The sequence below is a fragment of the Litorivivens lipolytica genome (genome assembly GCF_014191715.1).
Taxonomy (GTDB): Bacteria; Pseudomonadota; Gammaproteobacteria; order Pseudomonadales; family Spongiibacteraceae; genus Litorivivens; species Litorivivens lipolytica.
This window is the reverse complement of the sequence record NZ_JACHWY010000001.1, coordinates 1400313-1420203: the sequence shown is the minus strand read 5'-3', so window position 1 is coordinate 1420203 and position 19891 is coordinate 1400313. Positions and strand designations below refer to the sequence as shown.

Genomic DNA, 19891 nt, shown 5'->3' with positions numbered 1-19891 from the left:
GATATTTCATGTCAAAAGCTTCCTGCATCTGGGTCGATGCCGATGCCTGTCCTAAAGTCGTTCGCGAGATTCTCGTGCGAGCCGCTCAGCGCACCGGTATTGAATTGACCTTTGTTGCCAACCAATCCATTCCCGTGCCGCCCTCGCCGAACATTCGTTCCGTGCAGGTGCCCTCAGGGTTTGATATAGCCGACAACGAAATCGTTCGTCGCGCCGAGTCGGGCGATCTGGTGATCACGGCGGACATTCCTTTGGCGGCCGAAGTGATGGAAAAGGGCGCGCAAGCGCTGAATCCCAGGGGCGAGCTTTACACGGAAAACACGATTCGTCAGCGACTCAATATGCGCGATTTTATGGATACACTCCGTGCCAGCGGCGTGCAAAGTGGTGGGCCGCCGCCACTCGGACAGCGTGAGCGACAGCAGTTCGCCAATGCGCTGGACCGTTATCTGGCGCAGGCTTTGTCAAAACGATAAGTGCATCTTCGAGGAAAAGGCCCGCAGTCACCGCAGTGACGTGCGGGCAGGCAGGAAGCGTCAGCTGCTGGCAAGTGAGTCGCTAGTGGCAAGTGTGCTGAAAATATCGGACTCCCGATTGATATCGTCAGCCAGTGCCTTCAGGCGCCCCACATAAATGTTATGCGTGAAAGTGTTGATGTGGTCGCAGGTTTCCAGAACCTTTTCAGCAGAGTGAATATATTGCTGGATCGAGACCACGGCCTGTTTCATTTCGTCGAGCGTTGCTGAGCGCGCGTCGGGGACGGCGGGTGACTCTTTGAAAATGGACAGGGTGCAGCCGGCAAATGCCGGGTTTGCGCCTGCCAAAATCAGCAGGGCTAAGCATAGAGACCTAAACATACACGATACCTCCTTGGGGTTACTGTTCCGTGCACGTTCAAAAAAGCAAAGCGCATGCCAATAAGCCTATAGATATATCTATAAATCATTAAGTGTTGGCGGCACCGGGAAAAATTCCGTTTTGCGTTGGGTTTTCCGTCAGGGCTCAGCATTTTGAATGTGCACCGCGGCTGATCACCTGAATCAATGCGGGGCGCGGGGTAGTTTCGCTGAGTGAGAATTTGCACGAAAGTCAGGCATTATTGTGGTTTGAGTGATGGCGCAATTATGGTGCGCCTGTGTCTGCAGACGGACTTTGGTTCTTCGCGTTAAAACCGCTATAGTTCCCCGCAAACAAAGGGGGAAGCATGACCAATCCAGCATTGCCAAAGGTCTGTATTTACGGCGCCGGCAGTATCGGAGCCTACGTCGGTGGACGATTGCAGGCAGCCGGTGTCGAGGTCAGTTTTATCGGGAGGGAGCGTATTGCCCGGCAGGTGGCTGAGCACGGTTTGCATCTGACCGATTGGCAGGGCGCTGATATTCATCTGCCAGTCGATACCATACGTTTTACCACCGAAGACGCCAGCGCGACAGAAGCTGACGTTATTATTGTCGCGGTCAAATCTGCAGCGACGGATGAGGTGGGCAAGGCACTGCGCGGTCGTATCAACTCTGATGTTGCGGTGGTCAGTCTGCAGAATGGCATTGGCAATGCGCGGACCTTGGCAAAACATTTGCCGGACAACCCGGTTCTCACTGGAATGATTTCCTTTAATGTTTTGCAGCGTGGCAACGGTCATTTTCACGCGGGTACTGAGGGTGAGCTGATGTGTGATCCCCACCCTCGACTGGAAGCCTTGCTCGACTATTTTCAGGCCGGTGATCTGCCACTGGAGCTACGCCCGGATATGCATGCGGTGCAGTGGGCAAAACTGCTGATGAACCTGAACAACCCGCTGAATGCTCTGTCAGGTATTCCTTTGCATGACGAGCTTTCGCAGCGCGACTATCGGCGCAGTCTTGCGCTCTTGATCGATGAATCGCTGTCGGTGCTGAAGCGCAGTGAGATACGCCCGGCCAAACTGATGCCGGTGCCGATGAGCTTGCTGCCCTGGGTGTTGCGCACACCTGATTGGCTGTTTGCAAGGCTTGCCAAACAGATGCTGGCCATCGACCCGCTGGCGCGCTCTTCCATGTGGGAAGATCTGGAAGCCGGGCGCGTGACTGAGATCGACTGGATAAACGGTGAGGTTGTGCGTCAGGCGCAGAAGGTGGGCGCGAGTGCAGCGGCTAATCTGCGAGTGATTGAACTCGTTAAAGCCGCAGAGAAAGGTGGAAAACGTGATTGGTCAGGGGCCGAATTACTGAGCGAACTCAAACGCGCTCTTGCGGCACCTTGAAATAATCCATGTAGGGTTTGTAGCGGCGTCGTTCCTCTTCGAGCCGCAAGCCGGTCGCCATGAAGTGGTAGCGGTGGCGATCAAACTGCACGTAATCATGGGTATCCAGCAATGCCTGCATACCGTCGAGTGCGGCGTCCGCCAGCGGTAGTTTGAAGTGCTGATAAATGCGTTGTACTACTGCCAATGGCTCACTGTGAATATCCTGATAATGAATATCCAGCACTTGCTTGGCGGGTAGCACGCCCGACTGTCGCAGTTTGAGATTGCGGTCCAGACCTTCGGCCACAAGATCCGCCTGATTGCGGGCGATATCTTTCAGATCCGGTGTATTCGATGCCAAGCTGCGCAGTGTATAGGTGAGGTTGCTCAGCGCGCAGACCGACTTTAGTGGGTCGCGGTGAATCTGCACGATCAAGGCATCGGGGTAGCGCTTCAGTAGCGCTTCCAGGTGCCACAAGTGGCCGTTGGACATCAGCACCCAGCGTTCGGTCTTGTGACGGTACTGAAGGTGCTGCAGAAACTGATAGTGCAGATTGTAGGCGCCACGAAAATCGGCGTGATTGTTGAGCCAGCGCTGATAACTCGGTACCCGGTAATTCACCCCGAAATTCATCGATGTCAGATTCATCGCAGTGATCGACACACACTCCTGCGGACGCTGCGCCCCCATCGGATAGAGTCGTTTGATTTCCGGCATCAGGCGCTGGGCATTTTTCAGCTCGCGATTGACCCGGGCAATCCGGGCGTCGCTCTGGTAGGTTTCGGTGCGGGGCGGCGGAAAGGGGTAGCGCATTTCCCAACTGAGTGGCACGCGATTGTCCGGATCTTGCGCCAGCAAATCATGCAGCAGGGACGAGCCTGCATGGGGAACCCCAGTGATAATCAGCGGCCGAGAGATCGGTGAGCCGCTCAGCTCCCGGTTGACTTTAAAAGAGTGGATCAGCTTAAGGCGATTTTCCAGCGCGTGCAGAATTTCAGCCTGTGCAATAAGGCGCCCGAAAGCGGTAAGTTTGGCTTCGGTTTCCAGAGAGTGGCAAAGGGTGTCGAGCCCCTCCCGGAAGTCGTCGGGACCAAAGTCATTCAGGTTGGTCGTGCGCCGGGCGCGACGCAGCAGGTATCGCGGATTGAGGCTCGCTCCCCGAATACCGATCAGGCGCAGGCTGCGGCCGGCCATATTTAGCATTTTCAGGTTAAAGGGTAGGCGGGCTTTGTACATCCAGAAGGGGTCCGATCCGAGAAGGGCGACAGTCTACCGCAGCTGCTGCTGCAGAGGCCAGCTAAGCGCGGTGCTCAGTGCGCGTCACCCATTGAGGGGATGGTGGCACGGGCCGGGCCGTCTATAGTGTGGCAATACGAAATCAATGGGAGACCTATCATGCTGGACCTCGAAGCGATCGAGCTGATCAAACAGCTCAAAGCGCGCTACTTTCGTTTTCTGGATACCGCCAACTGGGCGGGAATGAAAGACTCGGTATTTGTAGAAGACGCCACCATCAATTTCAAAAGCCCGTCTTACGACATCAGCTTTAATGGTTGGGGCGATATCGAGGCCTTCTACAAAAGTGCCTTCACCAAAACGCGCTTTGGGATGCACAACGGCCATCACCCTGAAATCACCGTCGATGGCGATACGGCGGTAGGCCTCTGGTACCTGCACGATATTTTCGTCAATCTGGATGACAACACCCAGTTCGAAGGCAGCGCCCTGTACCGCGATGAGTACGTAAAAGTGAATGGCGAGTGGCGTATCAAGAATTCCGCCTATCAGCGTCTGTTTGAACAGATCAGTAAGCGCCCGGACGACGTTAAAGTTACGGCGATTCCCATCGGCAACCGTTTTGCCTGCGACTAAAGGCTGCTGACCGATGCGCTACTTTGAAGACATCGTTGTCGGTCAACGGGTCAAGGGCACGGACACCTACACACTGACGGCAGAGGAAATCAAAACCTATGCCGCTCAGTGGGACCCGCTGCCGTTTCATACCGATGAAGAGGCCGCGCGGCAGTCGCCTATTGGCAAGCTGTTCGCGTCGAGTATTCATACCGTGGCCCTGGGGGTGAAGCTGAGTCATGCGATCAAGCAGGATGCCATGGCGGTTATTGCCGGACTGGGCTGGGATGAAGTGCGGTTTCACCTTCCGGTCTGCGCTGACGATACGCTTCGGGTTGAGGCTGAGATTTGCAGCAAGCGGGAATCGATCAGCAAGCCTGATCGCGGCATCTGCGTGACCTTGATTGAACTTTACAACCAGCATGACCAGCTGGCGGTGGAATACAAAATCGCCAGCCTGGTAATGAAGCGCGAGGCCTGAATCCTGTCTGAATCGTCATCTTGCGGGTGCTTGCAGACTTGACTATCCGCCCGTATAGTCAGGTCAAAATAACGACCCCGCACGGTGACGCCCATGATTACCAGTTTCGACGACTACTGCATACACCAGACCGCCTACCCGGTGGCCGAACCCTCTACCAGTGATCGCAATTTCTACGATCGCTACTGGTTCAACGGCTTTGACGACAGCGGCGACTACCTGTTTGAAATCGGCTTTGGGCTCTACCCCAACCGCCACATCATGGATGGCCATTTCAGTGTTGCGGTAGGCGACAAGCAATACGCCTTTCACGCCTCCCGCCGCGCTCCCAAAGATCGCAAGGAAACTGTGGTGGGCCCGCTCAGTGTCACCATCGAAAAGCCCATGCGTCAGGTGCGGGTCAAGCTGGAAGCCAATGAGCACAATATTGAATGCGACCTGCTGTTTACCGCCGCCAGTGTGCCGCACCGCGAGCCACCGAACATCATGCACGACGATGGCCACCTGATCATGTTCACCACCCGTTTCACCCAGCTGGGTCATTGGGATGGCTACTTCAGCATCGACGGTAAACGCACTGAGGTGAAAAAGGCCTACGCAGTGCGCGATAAATCATGGGGTGTGCGCCCGGTAGGCGAACCGCAGGGCGGGGCGCCAGGCCTCTTGAACGATGAGCCGGGTGTGTATTGGGTCTGGAACCCGATCAACTGGGGGGACTTCTGTACCCAAATGGGCACCTTTGAAGATCGCGATGGTCGCCCCACGCAAGTCAGCGCAGACCTCGTTCCGCTCTACAGCAATCCCGATGATATTCCCGAGGGCGAAGATCCCGGTATTGTTGCCATGAAAGATGTTCAGCACACGGTCAAATTTAAAAAGGGCACGCGCATGGCCGGCGGCGCCGAAATGGCGTTTGAAGACAAGGACGGCAAACGCTACGAGTACACGCTCGAGCCGCTGCAAAAGTTCTATATGCTGGGCATCGGCTACAACCATTTCGAATGGGGCCACGCCTATTGGAAAGGCGAACTGGCGACCGCTCGTGAAGAATGGGATCTCAACGAAGTGAACCCGCTTGACTACCAGTTTATTCACAACCATCAGGTCGTGCGCGCCAAGATGGGCGACAAGGTTGGGATGGGTGTGCTCGAGACAATCGTTATCGGCCGTCACGAGCGTTCGGGCTTCAAGGAATTTTTTGACGGGGCGGAATAATTGGCTCTGGATGGCGTCGCTGTACTAGCTAAAAGCGTGGCTCAAGTGTGAGTCACGCTTTTTTTTTGGCCAGCTAAAGGTATGCCCAGCTGCGTCGCGTGCGATCTTTTTCTTCGAAGGCGTCGATTGCGGCCGTTTTTTGGAGTGTTGCGCCGATACTGTCTAGTCCATTCAGTAGCATGTCCCGTGCATCCGGTGCTATTTCGAAAGTAAAGACTTCGCCGCGTGGAGAAGTGACGCTTTGGTTGTGCAGGTCGATTGCAATGCGATCTCGCTGGGGTGCGGATTTGCACGTCTCTGCCAGCGAGCTAACTGCGGATTCAGCCAGAACAATGGGTAATAGACCATTGGCTATGCAGTTATTGTAAAAAATCGAACCAAAGCCCGGTGCAATAATGGCGCGAATGCCGTACTCCACCAGTGCCCATACCGCGTGCTCTCTTGAGGAACCGCAGCCGAAGTTGGGGCCACCCAGCAGAATGCTGGTGTTGTTGTAAGCCGGTTGATTCAGGATGAAGTCCGGATTGATCTCGCGACTGCCCGGCAGTTTGTAACGCCAGGCTGCAAACAGTCCTTCGCCCAATCCCTTTTTTGATACCAGCTTCATTTCTCTGGAGGGAATGATAGCGTCGGTATCAATATTGGCCTGTAGCAGGGGCGCGGCTATGCCTTTGTGATGGGTGAAAGGCTGAAGACTCATCGATGGTTCTCCCTGATGGCGGGCATGCTGCTCACCTCGCGCGGATCGCTGATCACGCCCGCGACTGCGGAAGCCGCAACTGTCAGCGGACTGGCGATGTGTGTTCTCACACCGGGGCCCTGACGGTTCTGGAAGTTGCGGTTGGTGGTTGAGAGCACCCGCTTGCCGGCGCCGAAGGTTTCGCCACCTGCGTAAAAGCACATGGAGCAGCCGGATTCCCTCCACTCAAAGCCCGCAGCTTTCAGAATGATGTGTATGCCTTCTGCTTCAGCGGCCCGTTTTACCTGAGTGGAGCCGGGTACACAGACGGCATCAATGCCCGGTGCCACTTTTTTACCTTCCAAAAAGGCCGCCACCGCGCGCAGATCGCTGAGTCGGCTGTTCGTGCAGGAGCCGATAAAGACCGCATCGATCGGCGTGCCTGCGAGCGGAGCACCCGCCTCCAGCGCCATATAATCGAGCGCTCTCTGCATATAGGTTTGACGCTCGCTGCCACCGTCCGGGCTGGGTATTCGTTCATCAATCGCGATGGTTTGTTCCGGGTTAATACCCCAGCTGACAGAGGGTGCGATACCGCGGGCATTGATACGAATTTCCCGATCAAAAACCGCGTCGCTGTCACTGCGCAGGGTTTGCCAGTAGTTGACGGCCTGCTTCCACTGCTCACCGCGCGGGGCGTAGGGTCGACCGCGTACGTAATCGATGGTTTTGTCATCCGGCGCGACCAGTCCGGTAACGGCGGAAAACTCCACAGCCATATTGCACAAGGTCATACGCTGCTCGACTTCCAGCGCACGAATGGCACTGCCCGCAAATTCCACCACATAGCCGGCGCCGCCGTTTGCACCGTAGTGGGCAATCAGGTGGAGAATCATATCCTTGGCGGTCACGCCGGGACAGAGTTCACCGTCAAAGGTCACGCGCATCGTTTTGGCGGTGCGCAGCTCCAGTGTGCGAGTGGCAAGGGCGTGTTCTGCTTCAGTGGAGCCAATGCCCCAGGCCAAGCAGCCGAGGCCGCCAAGGGTGCAGGTATGGCTGTCGGGGCAGACCATGGTCAGGCCGGGCAGGGCAATGCCCTGTTCGGCGGCAACCACATGGGCAATGCCCTGTTTCTCATCGCGTACATCAAACAGGGTAATCCCCGCTTGCCGCGCCGCTTCGCGGGTGGCGCGAATAAATTGGGTGCCCGAGGGCATCAGGGTTTCGTCGCCGCGCCCCGGGAAGGTATCGACAATGTGATCCATCGTGCAGAACACCTGCTTCGGGCGGGCCACGGTGCGGCCGCTTTCATGCAGGCTCTGCAGAGCGATGCTGCCGGTACGCTCGTGCAGGAATATGCGGTCTACGTAGATCAGGCGCCGTCGGTCGTCCAGTTCGACGGCGGTATGGTCGCTGAGAATCTTTTCAATCAGGGTTTTGCCCATGCGCTTATCTTCGCGGTCACCTTGCATGCTTGAGGCTATGGTAGCATAATTAGCTATAAAGTAATAACATTATATCTTTATGGTGTTATTCCACTTGGAATGGCCTTCGCTGTAACCCATGTAAGGATAGGCAATACAATGAACAAACCGCTGGCGGGTATCCGCATTCTCGACCTGACGCATATGCTTTCGGGGCCTTTCTGCACCATGACGCTGGCTGATCTCGGTGCCGATATGATCAAGGTAGAGCCGTTGGCCGGTGAGGGCACTCGCAAACTTCTGGCGACTGACCCCAAGAACTCCATCGACGGTATGGGCGCCTACTTTATTACCCTCAATCGCAACAAGCGCACCATGTCGATGGATCTCAAGACAGAGCGCGGTCTCGAGCTGTTTTATGAGCTCGTAGCGAAGTCCGATGTGGTGATTAATAACTTTGCTGCGGGCGTGCCCAGCAAGTTGAAGATCGACTATGAGCACCTTTCAAAGGTAAACCCCAAAATCATCACCTGCTCGATCACCGGCTTTGGTGAGCAGGGCCCCGGCGCCAAACGCCCGGCCTTTGATCAGGTGGCGCAGGCATTTGGTGGCGGCATGAGTATTACCGGTTCGGATTCCGAGCACCCCATGCGCGCCGGAATTCCCATCGGCGATCTCGGTGGTGGCATGTTCGGCATTATGGGTGTGCTGGCAGCGCTGGTTGAGCGCGATCGTTCCGGGGTGGGGCAGCATATTGATATCTCCATGCTGGACGTACAGATTTCCCTGTTGAACTACATGGCGACCATGTACTTCCTGTCCGGGCAGGACCCCCATCCCATCGGCAACAGCCACTTTGTGCATGTGCCCTACAACAGCTATCCAACCGCAGACGGTCATTTGGTGATCTGTGTGATTACCGATAATTTCTGGCAGAACCTGAAACAGGTGGTGAACTGCCCCGGTTTTGATAAACCAGAATATGACGGGCAGCCGGGGCGGCTGGCCGACAAGGTGTATATCGATTCGACATTGACCGAGATCTTCAAAACCGACACCACCGACAACTGGCTGAAAAAGCTCAATGAAGCGCGTATTCCCGCTGCGCCGGTCAATACCTTCAGCCGTGCACTGGCGGATGATCAGGTGCAGTACCGCAATATGGTCGTTGAATTGGGTCACCCTTCCGGCAAGAGCACCAAGGGGCCGGGCTGCCCTATTAAGCTGTCGCGCACGAACGAGGAAAGTTTTACCCCGGCGCCGCTGTTGGGTGAAAACACCGATGAGTTGATGCGTGAGGTACTTGGCTACGACGAAACGACCACCGCAGAACTGAAAGCGAATGGGGTGATTGGTTAAGCCATGGCTGAGAAAATTATCATTAATGATGTTGGCCCGCGCGACGGACTGCAGAATCAGGAAAAGATCCTCTCGCCCGAGCAGCGCCTGAGTCTGATCAATAAGCTGATCGAGGCCGGTGTGCGAGATATTGAAGTAGGCGCCTTTGTCTCTCCAAAAGCGGTGCCGGCAATGGCTGGCACGGATGTGGTCGCCGCCGGTTTGCCCAAGGGGGATTTTGGTTTTTCAGCGCTGATCCCCAATCGCAAAGGCTACGATCTGGCGAAAATGGCGGGCATTAACACCATGGGTTTGGTCATTGCCGCCAGCAACACCATGAACGAAAAAAATGTGCGCATGAGCACTGATCAGGCTTTGCTTGTCTGTGAGGACGTACTTACTCAGGCTAAGCAGGATGGCATGAAGGTGATCGCCTACGTGGCGACGGCCTGGGAATGCCCCTTTGAAGGCCTGACCGACGAGCAGGTCGTGATCGACATCGTGGGCAAACTGTTTAGCTATGGCGCACAGGAAGTGATTCTGGCAGACACGATTGGCGCGGCATCACCCGGGCAGGTCAAATCCCTGATGAGCAAGCTGGTGGCGGAATACGGCGCCGAGCGTCTGAGTTGCCACTTTCACGATACGCGCGGCATGGGCGTGGCCGATGTTTACGCGGCGGTGGAATGCGGTATTCGCAAGTTCGACGCCTCGATTGGCGGCCTCGGCGGTTGCCCCTTTGCGCCGGGCGCCTCTGGCAATGTGGCCACTGAAGATGTGGTGCTGATGCTGAATCAGATGGGTTTTGACACCGGCATCGATCTGGCCAAACTGGCAGAGGCGGCCGATCTCGCGGCCGAACTCACCGGAAATTGCGACGGCGGCAACGCCAGCCGCTGGATCAAACGCCAGATAGAAAAGGGCGAATTGGCCACTGCGTCATAAGCCACAGGATTTCTGCCCCTTCGGGGCTTGCGTTGTCTGTGTAAACCGTCAACATAGGGCGCTATATGAATAAAAGCGGCGCTCTATGATTACTACCGACGTTGTCATTATTGGTACGGGTTTTTCTGGTATGGGCATGGCCATTGCCCTGCAGAAGGCGGGCATCTCGCGCTTTCTGCTGTTGGAAAAGGCCAAGGAAGTAGGCGGCACCTGGCGGGAAAACACCTATCCGGGGGCCGAGTGCGATATACCGTCTGCGCTCTACAGTTATTCCTTCGAGCACAACCCTGCTTGGGAATTCAAATGGTCGGAGCAGCCCCAGATCTTCGATTACCTGAAAAAAACCGCGGCCAAGCACGAGCTGTACGAACATATTCATTTCGGTCAGGAAGTTCGCAGCGCCAGCTTTGATGAAGCCACGCGTAGCTGGAAGGTTGAGACTGTGCAGGGTATGCAGATTCAGAGCCGCTTTCTGGTTTCTGCGGTTGGTCAGTTGCATAGGCCATTTGTACCGGCCTTGCCTGGCATTGAGAATTTCAATGGTCCACGCTTTCACTCGGCGCGCTGGCGTCACGATGTGAATCTGAAGGGCAAGCGCGTTGCGGTGGTGGGTAATGCCGCCAGCGCCCTGCAGTTTATCCCGCAGATTGCGCCTGAGGTGGGCAAGCTAACCATCTTTCAGCGTTCGGCAAACTGGGTGATGCCGAAATTCGATCGGCCCTATAAGCCTTGGGAGCAGTGGCTGTCTGACAAGGTGCCCTTTGTTGCCAAGCTCTACCGTTTTCGCTTGTGGGCGCGCAACGAATGGCTGGTGTTCCCGATGCTGACCGGCAATCGGCTGGTGCAAGCGGTCTTTCGGCGCATCCATATGAAATACCTGAATCGCACGGTGACCGATCCGGAGCTGCGAAAAAAGCTGATTCCCGATTATCCGGTGGGTGCCAAGCGGGTGCTGTTCTCTGACGATTATTTTGAGGCGCTGGCGCGCGACAATGTCGACGTGGTGACCGAGCGCATTGAGCGCATTGAACAGGATGCGATTGTTACCCAAGACGGTACAAGCCACCTGGTAGATGTGCTGATTTTCGGTACCGGCTTTCGAACCAACCCCTTCCTCGCGCCGATGGATATTCGCGGCATGGGGGGCAAGAGTCTGCGTGAGCACTGGCGTGAAGGCGCACAGGCATACTACGGCGTATGCACTAGCCATTTCCCCAATTTCTTCATGATGTATGGCCCCAATACCAATCTTGGGCACAACTCCATTGTGATTATGGCTGAGGCGCAGGCGCGATTTATTTCAGAGTGCATTCAGCGCATGACAGGTGCGGGTGCATTAGTGGTCAAGCCGGAAGCCGAAGAGGCCTATAACCGCGAGTTGCAGCGCCGCTTGCGCCGGATGGTGTGGAACTCACTGGATGCCAGTTGGTACAAGGATGGTGGGCGGGTGACCAACAACTGGGCGGGTACCACGCTGGAATATATGCGCCGGATGAAGCGCATAAACTGGCGGGATTTTGAGGTTCGCTAGTGCAGGAAGCCTCTCTTCTGGAAAACCAGGACGGTGAAGCGCTGGTGGCGGCGGTCAATCAGGTGATGCCTTTTGGAAAATATAAGGGGCGACGTTTGCTTGAGCTGCCGGAGCCCTACCTAGTCTGGTTTTACCAGCAGGGTTTTCCCAAAGGCAAGTTGGGTGATCAACTGGCTCTGATGTATGAGATCAAACTCAACGGTCTGGAAACGATGCTGCGACCACTACTTCGCCCCTAGTTCAGCGAGGGCTATTCAGGCTTGCTGTGCTATGATCCTGCGCCCGTTTTTCTAAGCTTTTCTTTATGTCCCTGCCTATCGAACAGGTTCTACCCGAGCTCAAAAGGACGCTGAACTCGCGCCACGAAGCGATTGTCGTGGCCGAGCCCGGTGCGGGTAAAACCACTCGCATACCCCTCGCGTTATTGACTGAACCCTGGTTGGCTGGGCAGAAGATTCTGCTGCTGGAGCCGCGTCGGCTTGCGGCAAAACTGGCCGCTCAGCGCATGGCGGAATCGCTGGGTGAGTCGGTGGGTGAAACCGTCGGCTATCGCATGCGGCTGGAACAGAAAGAGGGGCCGCGCACGCGCATTATGGTCATTACCGAGGGTGTGCTGAGCCGAATGCTGTTGAGTGATCCAAGCCTTGAGGGTGTGGGGCTGGTGATCTTTGATGAGTTTCACGAGCGCTCCGTCGATGCCGATCTCGGTCTTGCTCTGAGTCTCTATGCCCGCGACCTATTTCGCGATGACTCCCCACTGAAACTACTTGTCATGTCGGCGACGCTCGACAGTGAAGCGCTCGCAGAACTCTTGCAGCAGGCGCCTATTGTCCGCAGCGAGGGTCGGCAATTTCCGGTTGCGCGCCACTATGGGCAGCGCGTAGAACAGCGCGATGTGGTGACTGCGGTCAGTCAACAGATACGCGACTGCCTGCGCCGCGAGCAGGGGAGCCTTCTTGTTTTTCTGCCGGGGCAGGGCGAAATACGCGCGGTACAAAAGTCACTGCAGGAAAGCGAATCTGGCAGTGACGTGTTGATTGCGCCCCTTTATGGCAGCCTGTCGCTGCAGGAACAACAACAGGCAGTACGGCCGCCACCTGAGGGAAAGCGCAAGGTGGTGTTGGCTACCGATATCGCTGAATCCAGTTTGACCATTGAAGGCGTCACGGTTGTCGTCGATAGCGGGTGGGCACGCAAGCCCGAATTTGATCCGCGTCGCGGTATGAGTCGTCTGCAAACAAAGCGTATCTCCCGTGCCAGCGCAGAACAGCGCGCAGGCCGAGCCGGTCGCCTTGCACCCGGGGCTGTATATCGCCTGTGGAGCGAGGATCAACAGAAAGAATTCCCTGCGTTTGATGAGCCGGAAATCCAGCAGGCGGACCTCGCGCCGCTGGCCCTGCAACTGCTGGTGTGGGGTGTTGATGTGTCGGAACTGAACTGGCTCGACGCGCCTCGCCCTGCGCCGTGGCAGCAAGCTCTGGATTTGCTCCGAGCATTGGGTGCCTGTGATACAGAGGGTGCTCTGACACCTCATGGTGAAGCGATGGCCGCGCTGCCGACGCATCCGCGTTTGGCGCATATGTTGATCAACGCTCATCAGCTCGGTCTCGGGGCAACAGCCTGTGAACTTGCCGCCATCCTCTCCGACCGCGATCCCCTGCGGGATGCGGGGGCCGACCTCAGCCTGCGCCTACCCCTGTCCAATTTGCGGCGCGGTAGCAACGTCAGCCATTTGCAGAAGCAGGCGGGGCAGTTCACACGCTTGCTGAAACTCGCTTCCGGGCAGAGAGACATTGAGCCCGATCGGCTTGGGCTGTGTTTGGCCTTGGCCTATCCGGATCGAATCGCGAGACGGCGTGAGGGTGGAGCGGCCTATCTGCTGGCGAACGGACGTGCAGCAGAGCTGGATGCCGGCGACAGTCTAGGCAAGCAGGATTGGTTGGTCGTCGCAGAAAGCGGTGGTCACAGCGGCCGTCGTCAGGATCGCATTTTTCTGGCAGCGCGATTTAATCCGAGTTGGCTGGGACAGGAGCTGCCTGCTCCTGAGGAAGTGGACGTAGTGGAGTGGCAGGCCGATGGTCAGCTTTTGCTGGAGCGGCAGCAGCGCATTGGCCAGTTGATTGTCGGTCGGGAGCGCAGCCCCAAGCCCGATGACAACACTCTGAAAAATGCACTGTTGAATAGAATACGGGAGCAGGGCTTGGCGGAGTTGCCGTGGAATGAGGTTAGCCGGCAATGGCAGGCGCGGGTTATGTTGTTGAGGGAACTGGATTTGCAGCACGGGGAGTCCAGTGCCTGGCCCGATGTCAGCAATCAGGCTTTGTTGGATAAGCTGGAAAGTTGGTTATTGCCCTTCCTGCCCGCGATTACCCATGCCCGTCATTTGCAGAAGCTGGATCTAATGCCCGCCCTGCAATCGTTACTGGTCTGGCCTCAGCCGCGTGAGCTGGATGAGTTGGCGCCGGTCAGACTAACCCTGCCGACAGGAAGCGAAGCCCGCATTGATTATCAGGAGCGCCCGCCGGTCTTGGCAGTCAAGCTGCAGGAAATGTTTGGTCAGCAGCAGTCGCCGCGCATTGCCGGAGGCCGGCAGCCGGTCACACTGCATCTGCTGTCGCCGGCGGGCAGGCCCTTGCAGGTGACGCAGGATCTCGCCAGTTTTTGGGCGAACAGTTACAGCGAGGTGAAGAAGGACATGAAGGGGCGGTACCCGAAGCACCCCTGGCCGGATGATCCGATCTCGGCCACACCCATGCGCGGTACTAAAAAGCAGGGCTATTAATTGCCGTCCACCAGATCTTTCATATTGGGCACCTGCCCGTCCTCACGTTCATTGAACAGAATGTCGTTGTAGTGACGGTCGCCACGGTGGTGGCGATACTCGGGCTGATACGTTAGCAAGATACTCTGGCGATAGTGCTCGCAATGCCCCTGAGGTTCCGGCGCCGCATGCATTACATCCCCGTAGTGCAAGGTCACCGATCCGGCGCGAGCATCGGCTCGAACACCCCGTGGCGCGTTGCGATCACCGGCATCCAGAAAACCGAAACTGGCCTTGTGCGATCCCGGCAGAAAACGCAGCGCACCGGCTTCGTCTGTGGCGTCATAGAGATAGATGCTGATGATAACCGTCGGGCACATAATGGCGTGGCCACCCATGCCGCAGTCTCTGTGCCAGGGTAAATCCGACAGTCCTTCGCTCATGTCAGGATTTTTGTAGATAACGGTCACCCCGTCTTGTTCTCGCGGGTTAGCGCCTTTTAGGCCCTCCGGCATCAGTGCCGCCAGTTGTGTGATGCGCGAGTCTTGGTAGAGGCCGGCTAACTCATCAATATCGCCGCCGTTGAGTGTTCGACAGAGAACAGAATCTCCCTGTGAGTTTTTGCCCCACCAGGAGTGTTTGTCATCTTCTCTGGCGGCGGCTTTGAGCTGTTGCGCGTAGTGCCGAAATCGCTCTTGCTCTTCGTCGTTAAACACATCGTGAACCACCAGATAGCCGAGGGTATTTAAGGCTCGGCGGCGTGTGGTGGGGGAGTCGTTCAAGCCGTAGGTACGTGCCGGGTCGTGTTCGTGGCCTGCCTCGTCAATCAGGTCGGGGGCGAGCGGATCGTAGACCGGCAGGCCGCGATAAATTGCGCGGAGTGCAGGTTCCCACGCCAGCAGCGTATTCAATTCCCCCGGTGCGCTACGCAATCGATCACCGTAAATCAGGGGTGGAACGGCTTCCATGTCATCGCTCAGTCCGAGCCAATCCTTGGCGTCGATCGAGATGCCATTGTTATCGGTCGCCGGCGTTATCGTGAGTTGCTGGCCATCGTAACGAAAGCTGAAAGCGCAATCGTCGGCGCAGCGCAAGGTTAGAGGCGGGAGGGCGGGCTGAGCCGCGAGCAGCGGAAGCCGCTCGCTCGCTTTCTGGCTCAGGCTGTGATGGAGTGACTGTAACTGCTGGATGGCATCGCTCATGGTCGACTCCTTTTGGGATGGGTTTAGCGGGTGGCGGCGGTCTTCCCGGCCATTCGTCCAAAGAAGGTCGCATCACCCACCGACATGCCACTGGCATAGCCGGCAGCGGTGCGAGGAATGCCCGCGGTGGTGCGCCCCGCTGCGTAGAGACCGGGAATCACATTGCGCTCGGCCGTCAGGACTTCACCGGTAGGCAGTGTGTCGAGACCGCCGAGGGTGAAGAAGGGATAAAAGGTTCCGCGGCCAAGGGTGCAATCCAATGCCACAAAGGGCGGCTTGATCGGTCGCAGCCAGGCGTCGCTTTTATGGAACAGTGGATCTTCGCCTTTTTCGGCATTGCGGTTGTAAACTTCCAGTGTGCTGCTCAGTGTGCCTTCCGGCAGTTCCAGTTCCTTTTCCAGCTCTTCGGCGGTTTCGCCGGTGCCTGCAACCTGAGCGCCAAGGTAGCTCATTTTTTCGTAATCACCGTAGCCTTCCACATCGGTGATCAGGTAAATGCGTTTGGCGTGATTGTGTTGCTGAACCAGTGCATTGAAACCAACGCGGCCGTGGTAGCAGTCTTCGTTGATAAAACGCTGCCCTTTGTCGTTAACGAAGATGCCATAGGTCAGGGATTGCGGCGGGTAGTAAGGCACGGTGGTAAAGCACTCGTGCATGTTCACGGTGCCGGCGCCTACGCCAAGGCCCATCAAAATACCGGAACCGGTATCGCCGGGGTTGCCAATGGGCTCGAGGTTTTTATCAAACAGGGGCGCGTATTTGCGAACCATATCCGGGTTCATACAGAAACCGCCGGCGCAGAGGATGACGCCTTTGTGTGCTCGCACAGCGACTTCCTGCTGATTCATGCGTACCAGAATACCCACTACGGCGCCGCTGTCGTCAGTGATCAGGGTGAGCGCACGGGTCTCATAGTTCACCGAGATATTGCTGCGCTTTTCGACTTGTTCGGTCAGGATTTTCATCAGCAGCGGGCCGCCGTTATCCCCTTCGATTTGCAGGTTGTGGCCGCGTGGCACCGGGTAGGCCGCTTCGGTAAAGGGGTAGGCCTTTTCGTTGCCGGTAAACAGCAGGCAATCGTCAGTGAGGGCCATGATGGCGCGTTCTTTTAGTTCAGTGTCTTTGAAAGGAACGCCCTTTTCTACCAGCCAGTTGAAATGATCGAGACTGTTGTCGACGTAAGTATCGATCTTGTCTTCATCGGCGTTGCTGCCAAAACAGGTTTTCAGAAAGTTTTTCATGTTGTCTGAGGTGTCATCGTAACCACAGGCTTTCTGAACCCGAGTACCGCCGTTGCCCCCCATGTAAATCTCGGCGCTGGACAGTGCGGTTGAGCCGCCGCTGGCGCTGGCCAACTCAAAAATCACTACCTCGGCGCCGGCATCGGCTGCCTCCAAGGCGGCGCAGGCGCCGGCACCGCCAAAGCCGATAACGGCCACATCGGTTTCAATTCCCCACTCGCTGATCTCGCTTGCTCGCTTGGGTTGGGTGGGGCTGGATTTGTCGCTCATTACGTGGGCTCCAAGAAAATCAGTTTTAAGGCACTGGTATTATTATAGGGAACATCGCGACCAGAACCAGTGCTTTCAGGGGCTGCGGACTCGTCCATTTCAGGTATGTTCAAAAGATTGGACCGCGCCGGAAAAATTCAGAATGACAGGCACAAAAAAGGGCTGCCGAAGCAGCCCTTTGTTTTTCAGATCTTCTGATCAACAACTACGAATCAGTATTCGTAGATCAGATCCAGGCCGTAAGTGCGGGGCTCACCCCAGATAACGGCGCGGTCGATCTGCGGAGTGTTGTCGATGGCAGTAACGTGGTATTCCTCGTCAAAGACGTTTTTAACCCAGCCTGCAACCTGGAATACACCGCCCCACAGAGGCATGCCCGTGGCGCTCAGGCGCATGTTGGTCAGGCGGTAATCGTCGAGGAAAGTACCGCGAGATTTGTCACCGTCTTTGGCCACGTTGAAGGAGCGCGAACCACCGTTGCGCTCATCCATGAAGTTGTGGCTGATGTTGAAGTTCAGACGGCCCCAGTCACCTTGCGTAATGGTCCAGTCTACGGCCAGCGTGTAAGAGTGCTGCGGCGCAGAGAAGAATACGAAGGTATCGGAGATGTCTTCACCAGTCGCGGCGGAAGTCGCCTTGGTTACTTCGGTATCCAGATACGCGTAGTTAAACAGCATCAGGATATCGCGAGTCGCCAGGAAGGTAACGTCCATTTCCATACCCTGCATTTCTGCTTCACCGGCGTTGCTTACTTTGGTGTCAGCAACAGTACCGGTCAGGATCTGGTTCAGCTGAATGTCGGTGTATTCACTGTAGAACACGTTACCGTTCACACGCAGGCGTCGATCCATCAGCTCGCTTTTTACGCCGATTTCGTAAGACTGAACTTTCTCAGAGGCGAAGCCTTCCTTGAAGCCAAAGCCGTAGTCGGTGCCGTCAGAGGCCGGGCCCTGATTGCCGTCACGCTGCGGGTCGCGGGTGTTAAAACCACCGGCTTTATAAGCTTCAACAGACTTGGCGTAGATGTTGATATCGTCGGTGACATCAAACTCTGCAGTCAGTGTGAAAGAGTCATCCGAGAAGTCCGTGTCGCCTTCGACGTTGTCGAAGCGGCGGTCATCCGAGTTGGGGATGCCGGCGCCACCGAGGAAGGTCGCTACCAGCGGGTTGCTGGCTTCCGCAGCGCCACCGGGCAGCAAGGGGTTTTCGATGTAAACAAAGTCTTCCTGATTTTTCAGCGCGTAGCGGCTGTCTTCAGAGTGACGGTAGCCGAAGGTCAGGTGCAGGCGATCTTCAAGAATCGCCGGCGTCCAGGTGAACTGACCGAACAGGGCGCTGGACTCGTTCTCGATATCGTACTTCTGGCTCAACAGGTTAACGATACGGGTGTTGGGGTCAGCATCGATCGGTGCACTCAGCTGGTGGTGCAGCGGCGAGTTGTCTTCTTGAGCTTCCTCTTCAAAGTAGTAGGCGCCCACGATGTATTCGACGCGGCCATCGGCGAAGTCACCGGTGAACTGCAGTTCGTGAGAGGTTTGATTCTGGCTGATTTTAGGCACAACCAGTGGTGTACAGCCGCCCACAGCAACCTGTGCGGCGGGGCCACAGTAGGCTTGTGAGTCCAGACGGAAGTCCGGGTCACCGTCGCCGGTCAGGTCAGCGTAGGCTTCATCGTCCAGCGTGCGGTAGGCGCCGATGTATTTGAGCTGCCAAGTGTCAAAATCCATCGCGATGGTGACAGAGTGACCTTCCACTTCCGTGGTGGAGTCCTGCATCGGCGAGCTGCTGGCCAGTTCGTCTTCGCGCTTGTCGCTGTAGGTGGTGCGTGATGAAGTGGAGTTCTTGATCTGGTCGGTCTGACCCTTGTTACAGCTGGATGTATCGCCGCCACAGGGCGGAGTGACTGGCTGATAAATGGTGTTAACCGTAGTCATGTCTGAAAAGTCGTAGGCGTAGTCTACGGTCATCCAGTCAGTGGCATCCCAGCGCAGATCAAAGCGGTAGCCCTGTACATCGCGGCTGCCAAAATAATCTTCGCTGTCACCGGCGATAAAACCGGGGCTGGTCGGGTCGTTCTGTGGGCCGGTGTTTTCCAGCCAGCCGCGCTGGCTGGTGGTCAGGAAAGCGACCTTCGCTGCCAATCGGTCAGTGATGGGCAGGTTGGCAGAGGTTTTAGAGGTAAACAGGTCGCGGTTACCTACAACAAACTTCTGCTTGAATTCGAACGCGTCAACAGACGGGCGCTTGGTGATCAGGTTGACAGCACCACCGGTGGTGTTACGACCGTACAGGGTACCCTGTGGGCCACGCAGAATTTCCATCCGCTCCAGTTCTGCCACGTCCAGTGCCGTACCGGTCGCGCGAGCGACGTATACGCCGTCAACGTAAATGCCGACTGGCGGATCCTGAGTCACCTGTGAGTCAGAAATACCGATACCGCGAATAAAGATACGCAGTGTGGTGTTGTTGATCGGGAAGGGCTCGATGGTCAGGCTGGGAACCTTGGAACCGATGTCGGCCAGGCTGTTGATGCCATCGGTTTCGAGGCGCTCAGCGCCGAAGGCGGTCAAGGAAATAGGTGTATCCTGCAAAGACTCGGCCTTTTTCTGGGCCGTGACTATGACTTCCTCCAGAGCGATAGGTGCGGCTTGGCTGCCTCCCTGGGCCAGCGCGATAGACGAGGCTAGCGCGCTGCCAAGAAGCGCAACACCCGTTGCGTATCTTTTCATAA

General features: G+C 56.6%; 17 protein-coding genes. 10 read left to right on the top strand and 7 right to left on the bottom strand.

The features are described 5' to 3' along the window. The first annotated feature begins 8 nt into the window (after positions 1–8). Positions 9–476 (top strand): YaiI/YqxD family protein, encoded by a 468-nt coding sequence (locus FHR99_RS06480; protein ID WP_183409696.1) that lies wholly within the window; start codon positions 9–11, stop codon positions 474–476. A 60-nt stretch (positions 477–536) separates the two neighbouring features. Here FHR99_RS06480 and FHR99_RS06475 read toward each other — a convergent pair whose 3' ends face one another. Continuing rightward, positions 537–857, bottom strand: a complete 321-nt coding sequence (locus tag FHR99_RS06475) for a hypothetical protein (protein WP_183409695.1) — start codon at positions 855–857, stop codon at positions 537–539. A gap of 347 nt (positions 858–1204) precedes the next feature. Between FHR99_RS06475 and FHR99_RS06470 the strand changes: the two genes are divergently transcribed. Next, entirely contained in the window at positions 1205–2239 is a 1035-nt protein-coding gene (locus tag FHR99_RS06470) for a 2-dehydropantoate 2-reductase (protein WP_183409694.1), read from the top strand. Here the strand turns inward: FHR99_RS06470 and FHR99_RS06465 are convergent. After that, positions 2214–3458 carry a sulfotransferase family protein gene (locus FHR99_RS06465; protein ID WP_183409693.1) on the bottom strand — a complete coding sequence of 415 codons (1245 nt, stop codon included), beginning with the start codon at positions 3456–3458 and terminating at the stop codon, positions 2214–2216. The two genes, FHR99_RS06470 and FHR99_RS06465, sit on opposite strands and share 26 nt — an antisense overlap. A 159-nt stretch (positions 3459–3617) precedes the next feature. On the opposite strand from FHR99_RS06465, the gene FHR99_RS06460 reads away from it, so the two are divergent. The 3 genes from FHR99_RS06460 (at position 3618) to FHR99_RS06450 (ending at position 5769) form a co-directional block, all read left to right on the top strand. Further along, a complete protein-coding gene (locus tag FHR99_RS06460; RefSeq protein ID WP_183409692.1) occupies positions 3618–4094 on the top strand; it encodes a nuclear transport factor 2 family protein in 477 nt (158 codons plus the stop codon). 13 nt (positions 4095–4107) lie between these two features. Further along, positions 4108–4554: a MaoC/PaaZ C-terminal domain-containing protein gene (locus FHR99_RS06455; RefSeq protein WP_183409691.1), complete on the top strand. Its 447-nt coding sequence runs from the start codon at positions 4108–4110 to the stop codon at positions 4552–4554. 93 nt (positions 4555–4647) lie between these two features. Next, positions 4648–5769, top strand: a complete 1122-nt coding sequence (locus tag FHR99_RS06450; protein WP_183409690.1) for an Rv3169 family protein — start codon at positions 4648–4650, stop codon at positions 5767–5769. Between the two features lie 73 nt (positions 5770–5842). Here the strand turns inward: FHR99_RS06450 and leuD are convergent, their stop codons facing one another. After that, the gene (gene leuD / locus FHR99_RS06445; RefSeq protein ID WP_183409689.1) at positions 5843–6469 is read right to left on the bottom strand and encodes a 3-isopropylmalate dehydratase small subunit; all 627 of its coding nucleotides are present in this window, start codon (positions 6467–6469) and stop codon (positions 5843–5845) included. Then, the gene (locus FHR99_RS06440) at positions 6466–7893 is read right to left on the bottom strand and encodes a 3-isopropylmalate dehydratase large subunit (RefSeq protein ID WP_183410194.1); all 1428 of its coding nucleotides are present in this window, start codon (positions 7891–7893) and stop codon (positions 6466–6468) included. Before FHR99_RS06440 ends, leuD begins: the two co-directional genes overlap by 4 nt. Before the next feature lie 138 nt (positions 7894–8031). On the opposite strand from FHR99_RS06440, the gene FHR99_RS06435 reads away from it, so the two are divergent. The 5 genes from FHR99_RS06435 (at position 8032) to hrpB (ending at position 14468) form a co-directional block, all read left to right on the top strand. Then, positions 8032–9231: a CaiB/BaiF CoA transferase family protein gene (locus FHR99_RS06435; protein ID WP_183409688.1), complete on the top strand. Its 1200-nt coding sequence runs from the start codon at positions 8032–8034 to the stop codon at positions 9229–9231. 3 nt (positions 9232–9234) lie between these two features. Further along, entirely contained in the window at positions 9235–10155 is a 921-nt protein-coding gene (locus tag FHR99_RS06430; RefSeq protein ID WP_183409687.1) for a hydroxymethylglutaryl-CoA lyase, read from the top strand. A gap of 85 nt (positions 10156–10240) precedes the next feature. Then, complete coding sequence (locus tag FHR99_RS06425; protein ID WP_183409686.1) at positions 10241–11686, top strand: flavin-containing monooxygenase; 1446 nt, start codon at positions 10241–10243, stop codon at positions 11684–11686. After that, positions 11686–11925 carry a DUF3820 family protein gene (locus FHR99_RS06420; protein WP_343067424.1) on the top strand — a complete coding sequence of 80 codons (240 nt, stop codon included), beginning with the start codon at positions 11686–11688 and terminating at the stop codon, positions 11923–11925. The genes FHR99_RS06425 and FHR99_RS06420 overlap by 1 nt, the downstream gene beginning before the upstream one ends. A gap of 65 nt (positions 11926–11990) precedes the next feature. Beyond that, positions 11991–14468, top strand: coding sequence for an ATP-dependent helicase HrpB (hrpB, locus tag FHR99_RS06415; RefSeq protein WP_183409685.1), 2478 nt, complete (start codon positions 11991–11993; stop codon positions 14466–14468). Here hrpB and FHR99_RS06410 read toward each other — a convergent pair. The 3 genes from FHR99_RS06410 to FHR99_RS06400 all read right to left on the bottom strand — a co-directional run bounded on the left by FHR99_RS06410 (position 14465) and on the right by FHR99_RS06400 (position 19889). Beyond that, positions 14465–15649 (bottom strand): phytanoyl-CoA dioxygenase family protein, encoded by a 1185-nt coding sequence (locus FHR99_RS06410; protein WP_183409684.1) that lies wholly within the window; start codon positions 15647–15649, stop codon positions 14465–14467. The genes hrpB and FHR99_RS06410 overlap by 4 nt on opposite strands. 23 nt (positions 15650–15672) lie before the next feature. Continuing rightward, the gene (locus FHR99_RS06405) at positions 15673–17160 is read right to left on the bottom strand and encodes an FAD-dependent oxidoreductase (protein ID WP_183409683.1); all 1488 of its coding nucleotides are present in this window, start codon (positions 17158–17160) and stop codon (positions 15673–15675) included. 212 nt (positions 17161–17372) lie between these two features. After that, the gene (locus tag FHR99_RS06400) at positions 17373–19889 is read right to left on the bottom strand and encodes a TonB-dependent receptor (RefSeq protein WP_183409682.1); all 2517 of its coding nucleotides are present in this window, start codon (positions 19887–19889) and stop codon (positions 17373–17375) included. Positions 19890–19891 lie beyond the last annotated feature (2 nt).